Raw genomic sequence first — 13335 nt, 5'->3', positions numbered from 1 at the left:
CAATAACATGGATTTAAAGCAATATGTTACAACAGTTGAAAACTGGCCGAAAGAGGGCATTAGCTTCAGAGATATTACGACAATTATGGATAATGGACCAGCATACAAATATGCAACAGACCAAATTGTAGAATATGCAAAAGAAGTGGGAGCTGAAATTGTAGTTGGCCCTGAGGCTCGTGGTTTTATCATCGGTTGCCCAGTTGCCTATGCACTTGAAATTGGCTTTGCACCTGTTCGTAAACCAGGTAAATTACCACGTGAGGTTATTAGTGCAGACTATGGTCTTGAATATGGTCAAGATACGTTAACAATGCATCATGATGCGATTAAGCCTGGTCAAAAGGTTTTAATCTGTGATGATTTACTAGCAACGGGTGGGACAGTTGAAGCAACTGTTCGTTTAGTAGAAGAATTAGGTGGTCAGGTAGTAGGCTGTGCCTTCCTAATCGAACTTTTAGAATTAAATGGTCGTGCAAAGCTTGGAGATCTAAATATTAAAACACTTATTCAATATTAAGAGAAAGCGTCTACCATAGTGGGCACTTCAGATTGTAGACAAACTCAAGAAATTACGAGTTTGCCTACAGTCTTTTTCTTTTACAATGAAATAAAGTAAAGCCGATACGGGCCGAGTTGCTTTCCCTGCTCCATCCAACTTCTTCCCTATTACTGTGTTGATTAACCGTAAACTTTTAAGCTGATGAAAGCTGAAGACGGATAATTAAATCAATAAACGTGAACAATTAGAAATGGTAACGGTTGATCAATTTATACCATTCGAGCGAAAATTAGAGGCTGCTATTTACCCTTTAGTAGAAACGACTTACTAAGCTTATGGATGCCCAAATATTGATCATGCCACTCTATATTTGGTAAGTAATTAGAAGAAAAAATGACAACAGCCATCGAGGTGAACTTTTCGATGGCTGTTGTTTGCAGTTTGAAGCGCTCAATAAAGTAGGTACTTTTTAATCTTCATCATATGTTTGGATGATCTTCTGCATTGTGCGCAAGGTATCATAGAAATCTGCATATTTTTCAACCCCTATATCTTCGATGATTCTATCTTGAATCGTTTGCCAAATGGGTGCGGCTTCATGCAGCTTTTCTAATCCTTTTTCAGTGAGCGTAATCTTTTTAGTGCGCGCATCGCTTGTGTCTCGCTTTAATTCAACATAGCCATGTTGCTTTAATAGATTAATATTACGGGTCACAGTCGTTTGATCAAGTTGTAAAATTTCACCTAAACGGCTAATTGAGACAGTTTGCTGAAGATCGATATGGGCCAGCATGGAATATTGTGTAACCTTTAAACCAGTGGGCTGTAGCAGCTTATCATATAATTGTGTGACAACCCTTGTTTTTTTTCTAAGGTTTGCACAAACACAGATTTGTGTATAATCGATTGTTTTAAGTTGATTCTTCATCGTCAGTACTCCTTTGAGGGGATTCTACTAATTGTAAGTATACACCTAAGAGCTAGAAAAGACTGCTTGACAGCTATAGGAACGATTATTATCATTATACATGTATATACATATAAATGGAATGAAGAGATCGCAAAACATGTATATACATGTTTTGTTATGCATCTCACAAGAAAAGAAGGTGTTAGGATGAAGCGAGTTCATTATAGCTGGTTGATTTTGATTGTCACATTTTTCTCGATTATTGTAGCAGGGATTACAATGTCATCGTCTGGTGTTTTCCTGGATCCCCTCGAAAAAGAATTTCAATGGGATCGCTCAACGATTGCTTTAGCATTTGCTGTAAGTTTATTTTTATATGGCATATCTGGACCATTTATGGCGGCGCTGCTTGAAGTCATTGGCTTAAAGAAAATGATGCTTAGTGCCATGTCTACTTTAATAGTAGGAATGACCTTAACCTTTTGGATGAGCCAATCCTGGCAGTTAATCATTATTTGGGGAGGTATCATTGGGCTTGGTGCGAGCCTTTTTTTAACGGTGCTCAGTCCCTATGTAGCGAATCATTGGTTTGTTAAACGCAGAGGGCTGGCAGTTGGGATTTTAACGGCTAGTACAGCCACAGGTCAATTAATTTTACTGCCAGTGCTAGCCATTATTATTGAACATTATTCTTGGCGATGGGCAATGGGATTGATCCTACTCCTGAGTACCATGATGTTCGTCATGATTGCTATGTTTATTAAAAACAAGCCGCAAGATATTGGTCTAACCCCTTACGGTCATGATGAGATTATAGGAGAGCCGCAAGTACAGCCCAAGAAGAATCCAATTAGTATGGCATTTCTTGGTTTAGCAGAGGCAGTTAAAGTCAAAGCATTTTGGCTCTTAGCAGGCAGCTTTTTCATTTGTGGTCTTTCGACAAGTGGATTAATCGGAACTCACTTTGTGTCATATTGTATTAGCTTTGGCGTTCCGCTAGTAACCGCTGCATCTCTTCTTTCTTTTATGGGGGTGTTTAACTTATTAGGCACGACTGCCTCTGGCTGGCTATCGGATCGCTTTGATAATCGTTGGCTATTATTTTGGTATTACTTGTTAAGGGGAGCTTCTCTCTTGCTACTCCCTTATGCACTCGCTCAAGGCTCCTTTGTTTTATTGACGATTTTCAGCATCTTTTATGGACTCGATTGGATTGCCACAGTACCACCAACTATCAGCATTACACGACAAATTTTTGGGATGCAAAAAAGCAGCATTATTTACGGATGGATATTCGCCTCACATCAGGCAGGAGCGGCAGTTGCTGCGTATGGGGGTGGGTTGATTTATAAATTTTTCAATTCCTACACATGGGCTTTTTTCCTTGCTGGCCTATTCTGTGCATTGGCAAGCTTATTCGTTATCATTGTAAAAAAACAAACGCCTCAGCAAGGATAAACAGTCGACTAAAAAAGTTGAACCTCGACAGAAAGAGGTTCAACTTTTTTTATCAATATTAGTTTGACATTTAACAAACAAAAGTTTACAATATAAACAAATATAATAAAAGGTGATGCTATGAATGAAAGAGAACAGGCGGTGCTTGCTTTAATTCGCCAAAACCCGTTTATGTCTCAGCAAGAGATGGCAGATACAATGAATCTGTCCCGTCCCGTGCTTGCTAATTTAGTGTCTAGTTTAACAAAGCAAGGAAAAATTGTAGGTCGTGCTTATATTTTACCCGAGGAAAATGAAATTATTTGCATCGGGGGAGCTAATTTAGACCGAAAATTCCATGTGAAGGGCAATGTTCAATTTGGAACATCTAACCCTGCCAGCTCTTCTTTTAGTGTAGGTGGAGTTGGTCGAAATATTGCTGAAAACTTAGGCAGATTAAACCATCAAGTGACGTTATTAACAACGGCTGGTAAAGATGCTGATTGGCAAGTGATCCAAGAAGCTTCGGAATCCTTTATGAATCTACGTTATGTGGAGCAGCTAGCTGAGGCTTCTACGGGTTCCTATACAGCTATTATGGATGAACAAGGTGAGCTAGCATTAGCTGTAGCCAATATGGAGGTTTATGACCTGCTGTTACCGAGTTTGTTGAAAAAGCATGAAACAATGCTAGTGAATGCTGGTTGCTTTATTTTGGATTTAAATTGCCCGAAAGAAACAGTGGCGTATATCCAGCAAGTAGCCATTGCTCGTGCCATTCCATTAGTCATTGTGCCAGTATCTTCGCCAAAAATGAATCGACTACCTGAAACATTACAAGGTGTAACTTGGTTTATTTGTAACACGGATGAAGCAGAAACAATTGTTGGACATAAAATTGAAAGCGCTACCCATTATGAAAAAGCATTACAACAGCTCTTACAACTAGGTGCTGAACATGTCATTATCACAGCTGGTAGCAAGGGTGTTTATGCAGCATCTACGACGATCACACCTCGTCATTTCGCTGCGAAAGTGATCAACAAAATTGAAGATGTTACAGGAGCAGGAGATGCGTTTGTCAGCGCTGTGATACACAGTTGGTTGACAGGTCAATCTTTTGAGACATGTATTGATGCAGGGTTAACAAATGCTAAAAATACATTGGCATCTCCTTATACAGTAAGACCTGAATTATCAGTAGATTTGTTAAAAAATGAAATGGAGGAATAACAACATGAAAGAATTCATCGTATTATCAGAAGAAGTAAAAGCAGGACAAGCAAAAGGTCTACCAATCGTGGCATTAGAATCTACAATCATTTCACACGGTATGCCATATCCACAAAATGTGAAAACTGCGCGTGAAGTTGAGCAAATTATTCGCGATAATGGTGCAGTACCTGCAACCATTGCCTTAATAGATGGCAAAATCAAAATCGGTTTATCAGATGAAGAGCTAGAGATGTTTGGAAATTCACAAGGCGTTGCAAAAGCTTCACGTCGTGACTTAGGCTACTTACTTGCAACAAAAAAATTAGGTGCGACAACAGTTGCAGCTACAATGATCTGTGCTGAACTTGCAGACATTGAAATCTTTGTAACAGGTGGTATTGGTGGTGTACACCGTGGTGCTGAAACAACAATGGATGTCTCTGCTGACTTAGAAGAATTAGCACAAACTAATGTGGCTGTTATTTGCGCGGGTGCAAAATCTATTCTAGATATTGGTCTTACATTAGAATACCTTGAAACAAAAGGGGTACCAGTAGTTGGTTATGGTACAGATGAATTACCAGCATTCTACACACGTCAAAGTGGTTTCGATGTCAACTTCCAGCTTGATACACCAGAGGAGATTGCAGCAATGCTATCTGCGAAATGGCAATTAGGGTTAAAAGGTGGCGCTGTCATTGCCAACCCAATTCCAGAAGCTGAAGCATTAGATCATACATTTATTACAAACATTATTGAAAAAGCTTTAGCTGAAGCTGAAGAGAATGGTATTCAAGGTAAAAACGTTACACCATTCTTACTTGGTAAAGTAAAAGAATTAACAGAAGGTAAAAGTCTTGATGCGAACATTGCATTAGTGAAAAACAATGCAGTCGTTGGCGCAAAAATTGCTGTTGCCTACAATCAATTACACTAATCATTTGTCGAAACAAGAACCCTTTGTGACATCCTGTCGCAAAGGGTCTTTTTCATTAAAAAGAAGAATATTTTTTCCATTTTTCGAACTGTTCACGAGATTAACTAAACTAAATGACACAGTCTCTTTACAATAGGCTACAAAATTTTATACAATTAAGTTTATATCTAATCTGAAAAATTTGACGAGCAAGGTGGACATGTTATGGCGAAAGAGCAAATTTTGACTCCTGAGGACGTTTTTGAGTTAGTCAAATCCTACATGAATGATGAAAATGTCACATTCGTGAAAAAAGCATATGAATTAGCAAGGGATGCCCATATTGAGCAATTCCGTAGCTCTGGTGAACCTTATATCATTCACCCAGTACAAGTGGCAGGTATTCTAGCTGAATTACAAATGGACCCGGAAACAGTAGCGGCAGGTTTTTTACATGATGTTGTCGAAGATACGGATTTTACGCGGGATGATTTGGTACGGGAATTTGGCGAAGAAGTAGCCGTGCTTGTTGATGGTGTGACAAAGCTAGGGAAAATTAAATATTTATCAAAAGAGGCGCAGCAAGCAGAGAATCATCGAAAAATGTTTGTAGCTATGGCACAGGATATTCGTGTCATCTTAATTAAGCTAGCAGACCGTCTCCATAATATGCGTACGTTAAAGCATTTACCTGCTGAAAAGCAGCGACGTATATCGAAAGAGACGCTAGAAATTTTTGCACCACTTGCACATCGTCTGGGAATCTCGACTGTAAAATGGGAGCTTGAAGATACAGCACTTCGCTATTTAAACCCACAACAATATTATCGTATTGTCAGTTTGATGAAGAAAAAGCGTGATGAGCGTGAGGCTTATTTAGAGAATGTCATGGCTGAGATGAAGTCACAGCTTAATGAGGTTGAAATTGAAGCAGATATCTATGGTCGTCCAAAGCATATTTACAGTATTTATCGAAAAATGGTGCTCCAAAAGAAACAATTTAATGAAATTTATGATTTATTAGCCATACGTGTACTTGTCGATAGTATTAAAGATTGCTATGCGGTTTTAGGGATTGTGCATACACTCTGGAAACCGATGCCAGGGCGCTTTAAAGACTATATTGCCATGCCAAAACAAAACCTGTATCAGTCCTTACACACGACCGTTATTGGACCCTATGGTGATCCATTAGAGGTTCAGATTCGTACGAAGGAAATGCACAAAATTGCAGAGTACGGGATTGCGGCACACTGGGCGTATAAAGAGGGCAAAAATGTTGATCATCAAAAGCAAAATGTCGATCAAAAATTAACATGGTTCCGTGAGATTTTAGAATTTCAAAATGAATCTTCTAATGCAGAAGAATTTATGGAATCCTTAAAATTCGATTTATTTTCTGATATGGTCTACGTATTTACACCTGAAGGCGATGTCATTGAATTGCCGGCGGGTTCTGTGCCCATCGATTTTGCCTATCGTGTCCATTCAGAGGTCGGAAATCGTACGATTGGGGCAAAAGTCAATGGGAAAATGGTGCCACTTGATACACCACTGAAAACCGGCGATATCATTGAAATTTTAACATCTAAGCAATCCTTTGGTCCGAGCCGCGATTGGCTAAAAATAGCACAATCCTCACAGGCGAAAAATAAGATTAAGCAATTCTTTAAACGACATTTACGTGAAGAGAATATCATCAAAGGGAAAGAAATGATTGAAAAGGAAATTCGTGCTCAGGATTTCGATTTAAAGGAAACGATGTCATCAGAAAACCTCAAACGTGTATGTGATAAATTCAACTATACGAATGAGGAGGACTTGTATGCAGCAGTAGGGGTGAATGGCATTACTGCACAGCAAGTGGTTAATCGTTTAGCGGAAAAACGTCGTAAAGAGCGTGAGCAGGAAGAAGCTTTAGAGAAAATCGAACAAAAAATGAAAAATCCAATTCCGCAAAAACGAACGGAATCGGGTGTCATCGTCAAGGGCATTGATAATATGCTTATTCGACTTTCTCGTTGTTGTACGCCTGTACCTGGTGATGAGATTGTAGGCTTTATTACAAAAGGTAGAGGTGTTTCTGTACACCGTGCAGACTGTCCAAATATTCAAATTGAGGATGAGCAAGAACGTTTAATTGAAGTGGAATGGGAGCATGGAATCATCCCTGAGAAAAAAGAATATCCAGTGGATATCGAAGTGTCAGCCTTTGATCGACCTGGTATTTTAAATGAAATTATGCAAATTGTTAGTGAAACAAAAACAAATATTTTAGCAGTCAGTGGTCGTGCTGATCGTGATAAAATGGCAACAATTCATTTAACGATTTCCATTTCAAACATTTCACATTTGCATAAGGTTGTTGAGCGGATTAAACAAACACCTGATATTTATTCGGTGCAGCGTGTCATCAATTAATGATTGGCAACAACATAGAATTGGGGTTTTAATGCATGAAAGTAGTATTACAGCGCAGTAAAGCTGCTTCTGTAACGGTTGACGGAACTGTCACAGGAGCGATTGATAATGGCTATGTTCTTCTAGTAGGTATTACACATGAGGATACACATGAGGATGTCGCTTATTTAGCGAAAAAAGTAGCTAATTTACGCCTTTGGGAAGATGCGGAAGGAAAAATGAATCATTCGATCCAAGAGCATGGAGGCGCAATTTTATCCGTCTCACAATTTACATTGTATGGGGATGCAAAAAAGGGAAATCGTCCTAGTTTCATCAGTGCAGCTAGACCAGAAGTTGCCGAACCGCTGTGGGAAGCTTTTAATCAAGCATTGCGTGAGCTCGGCTTACATGTGGAAACAGGTATTTTTGGTGCAATGATGGATGTTGCACTAATCAACGATGGTCCAGTAACAATACTTCTAGAATCAAAATAATGGAACATTTCCTATAAATCCTTCATATACTAATGAGTATGGTTAGTTTTATAGGAAGGAGTGTCTTGAACTTGACGCAGATAGGGAGTAGATCTAATCCATATTTATACGAAACACTTAACATGATGATTGGCCAGGCAGTAGTGGTGCAAACAGAAAAAACGATGCAAAAAGGTATTTTATTATCCATACTACCTGACCATATGATCCTTGAGATGAATCGTACCCCTTTCTTCATTCGAATGGAGGAAATTGTATGGGTTACATTGGAAACTACAAAAAATTGATGAAGTACGAACCTTCGAATCATAAAAGATGATAGAAGGTTCTTTTTTATATTTTAAGGTATAATGAGCAAATTTAATTATTAGAATATGGAGTTTATATTGGTTTGAGGGCAGAAGCAGGGATCGTTCATGGAGAAAGACACTTTTGGTATGTCTCTTGTGAAATCGGTCATAAAGCGACTAGAATTATACTCAACTAAGAAACAAGTAGTAATGGCTGCTAATATACTATTTAATACTGTCATGAATAGGTTTAAAGGAGGTTATATATTATGAACATAATGAAGAAAATAGCCAAGATAGTGGGAATAATTCTAGCTATTTTCGCTTTGTTTATAGGAAGTGGATACGCTATTCTTGAAATTAATCCATTTGGGAATAAACCAGGCAAGCCAGTTGCGGATATTGAGCACAAGGTTGAAATTTGGGGAGAAGAAGTTGCAGGAAATCATTCTGGAAGTAAGCTAGACGATATGAATATTAAGGGTAATCCTAACAGACTCTTAGCGACATTCAAATTTTCTACTAGTATTGTGGGAGAAGAATATAAAGACAATGAAGCTGCAATTGATACCTTTACATATGTCCATGAAATTGTAGGAGGCTATGAAAAATCTACCTATGAAGATGAACCATATCTGATTCCTTATACGAGGTCAAACAGTGACAGTGCCATCATTATTATTCCAGGAGGTGGCTATGGCTTTAAGGAAATGGATGGTGGAACTGCTGAAGGAAAAGAAGTAGCTGAATCATTAAATAAGGCAGGTATCAATGCATTCGTTCTACACTATCGTTCTAACCCATATGAATGGCCTATTCCCCAATTGGATGTTCAGCGGGCTGTCCGTTATCTACGTTATCATGCAAATGATTATGGTATTCATCCAGATAAAATTGGATTGATCGGTTTTAGCGCGGGTGGTTTTCAAACCGGTAGCTTTATTAATCTCATTCAGGGGAAAAATCTATTTCCTAATAGTTATCAGCTTGATGACATCGATGCAGTCGATGATAAAGTTGTCTCTGCAGCTATGATTTATCCAGCATTGACCTATCGCTATAATGTGCCTATGCTCTTTGCTTCTTTTAAAGATGAAGATGTAAAAAGTCCAGAAGTGCGTGAAGAGCTTTTGAATCAGACAGATCTATCTAAACATTTTAGCACAGCAAATATACCTCAGTTTATTGCTTATGGGACGAATGATTTAGCTGTTGGGGTAAAAGGGCCACAAGAATATATTCAATCTGCACGAGTAGCAGATGCGGATATTACTGAAATTGTAGTAGAAGGTCAGAATCATGGCTTTAAGCAGGAACACTATATGAGAGAGTTTCTTGAATGGGTAAAAAAGGTTTTCAATTCCTTATAATGTGTCTTTTTTACTTTTGTTAATTGTAACTTGTGGAAGCAGAATCAATAATGCAAGCGATATAATTAGTATATACACATGCATGGGCTACTTGCTTTCCTGTGGGCGAGCGCCTAACCGCTTCCACTCCGTGCAGGGGTTGGATACGTTAATGTTTTACTAAATGTTGGAAATTAAAGAGGAAGAAAAATGACAAAAGCCATCGAGATCAACTTCTCGATGGCCTTTGTATGAATTTATTTAACTTCTAACATGAATTTATAGCTATTATCTATAGAAATAAAACTATTGTTGATTTAAAAGGATCTTTTCAATCACTGCAATCTCATACTAGGACTTTACTCAATTTCTTTCCATAAAGACAATGCGTTTATCCAATTTGGATCTCCGTATCCTTGATAGCTTTGAACGGCTACATAAATCTTTCCTTGGTACTCAACCTTATCTCCTTTTGTGTACGCCTTAAATGGACTCCATTGCTCATAAGAAGCCCCTAGATCTTTTGTAGTCACAGTTAAAATGGAACTTTTAATTGATTCATTTCCAGCCGCATCCACTGCAGTTACTGCATACATATATGTTGTATTGGATTGGAGATTCATGTCCATAAATGATGTAGTTTTTGATGTTCCAACAACAGACATTTGATCTGCTTGTGTTCCTTGATATATAACATAATGGTCAACTGCTACATTATCCTCTGATGCACTCCACATTAAGTCTGCACTTGAAGATGTTACGCCCATTGTGTGAAGTGCAGTCGGTTGCGTTGGTGCTTCTGTATCTGGAGCTGTATGCATTGTCTCTACAACTATCGATTCACTTTCATTAGAAACATTCCCAGCTGCATCCACTGCCTTTACCGTATATGTATACTTGGTAGTCGGTTTTAAATTTTTATCTGTGAATGTTGTTCCTGGTACCACTCCAACTACTTTATTATCACGTAATATCTGATATTCTTTTACACTCACATTGTCTGTAGAAGGACTCCATTTTAGCTCGGCACTGTTTGAAGTAACTTTCGTAGTATGTAATCCATTTGGCTGAGTTGGAGCTTCTATATCTACATTTCCATTATTCACTAAATTAACGTCGATTACATTATAGAATGCATTTGAAGTATCAGCTACATCCCAAACAGCTAGAATAATGTGGTAACCACTACGATCAGTTGGCACGTTAATTGTATGAGTTAAATTATTCGATGCAGCAGAACCATTATGTTCTACAGTTGCAATTAGTTCAAGGTCAGCACGGTTTAATGGTTTATTTGGATTCCATCCCTTTTTAGTAATATAATAGTGCCATTTGCTTGTTAAATGTGGCGCTGTATACTTCCATGTAAAGGTATTTGAACCTCCTGTAATCGTGTTTTTAAACCAACGATCAGCGGTTTGTTGATCGAGTATGCCACCAAATAGACCTCCAGCAGATGCGATTTTTCCATCAGCCGGCCCACTTTGTGGAAATCCCTTAGGTGCCTCTAAACTCTGTGGCTCATACATTATGTTTCCGCACATTAAATTAAGTGCTCCATAATTTTGACTACATAAAGCAGCTCGGCTAGCTGGTTTTTCAACAAATCCATGGGCATATGCATTAGGTGCCATTGAAATACCCATGATTCCTGCTGCTAATATGGCAGCGCTTATTCCCTTTTTACTTAACTTTTTTGCGAATTTAGTATTCATATAACTAGTCTCCTTTTGTTGGAATTGGATAGCAACTAGTATGATAGCAATATATTAAAAATTATTCAAAGTCTGTTTTTATAGGATAATAGTTTTGTTGTGCAAATAACTTTTGTTGCAAAATTAATGAGTATATAGACCTTAATTGGGTAAATATCTTACTTTAGAGGATTGTTTTCTATTAAAAATAATTAGCTATTATAATAAAATCTTCAAATCTATTAAAATTTGTCAATTTACGTACAGTTACTCTTCTCATTCGTGAAATGTAGCTATAGAAGTTGTTAACCTTGGTCACAATACTCAAATTACGGCGCTCTGCTGAACGCATAATTATCCAATTAATCGAGTATGAATATTTTATGTAGCAGAGGATAAGCATCCTTATCAGCAGGGGTGTCTGAGAAAGCTTGCTATGGCAACAAATAAATAGAATTTCTGAAATAATAGAAAATTAATACTTTACAATAAATTTGAACTCATGTATATTTATTTTCAATTAACGACATATAGCGACAATATAATGCAAATGTCTAAATTGATTAAAAGGAGGGTGATGTCATGGAAAATGAACAAGGTGTAAAGAAAAGAAGTTGGCTGAAAGTACCTCATACATATACCATTATTTTTGCTATTATTTTTTTAGCGGGTATTGCAAGCTATATTATTCCAGCAGGTGAGTTTGAACGAATAGAGGATAAGGAAGGGCGAATGCTCGTTGTAGATGGAAGCTATCATCATATTGAGAGTGATCCAGTTTCATTTTTCGAAATGTTTACAGCTATTCCAATGGGTCTTGAAAAAGGGGCTCAAATTATTTTCTACATTTTCTTAGTCAGTGGTGTTTTTGGGATTATTCGTTCCACGGGTGCCATTGAAGCTGGTGTTTATAAAGGGGTAAAAGCTTTAGAGGGAAGAGAAAAATTACTTATCCCATTATCAATGATTTTATTCTCTGTTGGTGGTTTTACAATGGGGATGGCCGAAGAAACAATTATTTTCGTACCGATTGGTGTAGCAATTGCGCGTGCGATGGGCTTCGATGCTGTGACAGGGACTGCCATGATCACACTTGGAGCGGCCAGTGGATTTTTTGGAGGGATGCTTAATCCCTTTACGGTGGGTGTTGCACAATCATTAGCAGATGTACCGTTATTCTCTGGGATCGGCTTCCGTGCAGTTGTCTATGTCTTTGTGTTAGGTTTTGCTATTTTCTATGTATCTCGCTATGCCTTTAAGGTGAAAAAGAATCCACAGGCAAGTGTTATTTATGACATCGAGCAAAAAGCTAAATCTAATGTATCCGTTATTGACATTCCCACATTAACAGGAAAGCATAAATTTGTATTTATTGTGATGGCTTGTGGAATTGGCTTTAATATTTATGGTGTATTTAATTGGGGCTGGTTCTTAACACAGTTAACCGCCTCCTTTTTAATTATGGGGTTAATTGCAGGGCTAATTGGTGGGTTGAAACCTGCAACTATTTTTGATTCCTTCATTGAAGGAGCGAAGGCTGTAACATTCGGTGCTTTAATTGTAGGTTTTGCCCGTGCGATTACGGTTGTTTTAGAGCAAGGGAAAATTATCGATACTATCGTTTATGCGGCATCGGAAACAATTGGGCATTTACCACATGCTATCAGTGCAATCGGTATGTTATTTATTCAAGCACTGTTAAATTTATTTATTTCATCTGGTAGTGGACAGGCAGCCGCAACAATGCCGATTATGATACCAATTACCGATTTATTAGGGTTAGAACGACAAGTGGCTGTATTAGCCTTCCAATATGGTGATTCCTTAACGAACTCTATTATTCCTACTTCATCTGCCTTAATGGCCTATTTAGCGGTTGCAGGCATTCCCTATGAAAAGTGGATCAAATTCATTTGGAAGATGATTCTTGGCTGGGCAGTGATTGCATGCCTAGCGTTAATTGCTGCGGTAGCAATAGGGGTTTCTTAATACGTGAAAAAAGCTGTGGATAGCATCCGCAGCTTTTTTCTTAGTGTTGAAAAACAAAACAGTCAATTGGAAGGTAGAAATGGATTTCCGTTGCAGGCTACTTGACTCCATTCCAACCTACAAAAGTGTTACCTTT

At 38.1% G+C, this 13335-nt stretch carries 11 protein-coding genes; 9 read left to right on the top strand and 2 right to left on the bottom strand.

The features are described 5' to 3' along the window. Nucleotides 1-7 precede the first annotated feature (7 nt). Entirely contained in the window at nucleotides 8-520 is a 513-nt protein-coding gene (locus CRI88_RS07315; protein ID WP_036124410.1) for an adenine phosphoribosyltransferase, read from the top strand. Nucleotides 521-971: 451 nt separating this feature from the next. Here CRI88_RS07315 and CRI88_RS07310 read toward each other — a convergent pair whose 3' ends face one another. Then, nucleotides 972-1430: a MarR family winged helix-turn-helix transcriptional regulator gene (locus CRI88_RS07310; RefSeq protein WP_101966516.1), complete on the bottom strand. Its 459-nt coding sequence runs from the start codon at nucleotides 1428-1430 to the stop codon at nucleotides 972-974. Nucleotides 1431-1619: 189 nt separating this feature from the next. On the opposite strand from CRI88_RS07310, the gene CRI88_RS07305 reads away from it, so the two are divergent. The 7 genes from CRI88_RS07305 (at nucleotide 1620) to CRI88_RS07275 (ending at nucleotide 9537) form a co-directional block, all read left to right on the top strand. After that, nucleotides 1620-2870, top strand: a complete 1251-nt coding sequence (locus tag CRI88_RS07305) for an MFS transporter (protein ID WP_101966515.1) — start codon at nucleotides 1620-1622, stop codon at nucleotides 2868-2870. 120 nt (nucleotides 2871-2990) lie between these two features. After that, nucleotides 2991-4082, top strand: coding sequence for a carbohydrate kinase (locus tag CRI88_RS07300; RefSeq protein WP_058845310.1), 1092 nt, complete (start codon nucleotides 2991-2993; stop codon nucleotides 4080-4082). Nucleotides 4083-4086: 4 nt separating this feature from the next. Beyond that, complete coding sequence (locus tag CRI88_RS07295) at nucleotides 4087-5001, top strand: pseudouridine-5'-phosphate glycosidase (protein ID WP_058845311.1); 915 nt, start codon at nucleotides 4087-4089, stop codon at nucleotides 4999-5001. 204 nt (nucleotides 5002-5205) lie between these two features. Next, nucleotides 5206-7401, top strand: coding sequence for a RelA/SpoT family protein (locus CRI88_RS07290; protein WP_036124404.1), 2196 nt, complete (start codon nucleotides 5206-5208; stop codon nucleotides 7399-7401). 35 nt (nucleotides 7402-7436) lie between these two features. Beyond that, entirely contained in the window at nucleotides 7437-7877 is a 441-nt protein-coding gene (gene dtd, locus CRI88_RS07285) for a D-aminoacyl-tRNA deacylase (RefSeq protein ID WP_101966514.1), read from the top strand. Nucleotides 7878-7948: 71 nt separating this feature from the next. Continuing rightward, on the top strand, nucleotides 7949-8164 hold the full coding sequence (locus tag CRI88_RS07280) for a DUF2642 domain-containing protein (protein WP_036124402.1): 216 nt from the start codon (nucleotides 7949-7951) through the stop codon (nucleotides 8162-8164). Nucleotides 8165-8436: 272 nt separating this feature from the next. Beyond that, a complete protein-coding gene (locus CRI88_RS07275; RefSeq protein ID WP_101966513.1) occupies nucleotides 8437-9537 on the top strand; it encodes an alpha/beta hydrolase in 1101 nt (366 codons plus the stop codon). Between the two features lie 338 nt (nucleotides 9538-9875). Here the strand turns inward: CRI88_RS07275 and CRI88_RS07270 are convergent, their stop codons facing one another. Continuing rightward, nucleotides 9876-11231, bottom strand: a complete 1356-nt coding sequence (locus CRI88_RS07270) for a lytic polysaccharide monooxygenase (RefSeq protein ID WP_101966512.1) — start codon at nucleotides 11229-11231, stop codon at nucleotides 9876-9878. Between the two features lie 561 nt (nucleotides 11232-11792). Here CRI88_RS07270 and CRI88_RS07265 point away from each other — a divergent pair. Then, on the top strand, nucleotides 11793-13199 hold the full coding sequence (locus CRI88_RS07265; protein WP_058845150.1) for a YfcC family protein: 1407 nt from the start codon (nucleotides 11793-11795) through the stop codon (nucleotides 13197-13199). The last annotated feature ends 136 nt before the right edge of the window (nucleotides 13200-13335 follow it).

The sequence above is a fragment of the Lysinibacillus fusiformis genome (assembly GCF_002845985.1).
In the GTDB taxonomy this organism is placed as follows: Bacteria; Bacillota; Bacilli; order Bacillales_A; family Planococcaceae; genus Lysinibacillus; species Lysinibacillus fusiformis_D.
The sequence above is the reverse complement of the archived record's forward strand: the minus strand, read 5'-3'. Positions and strand labels throughout refer to the sequence as shown.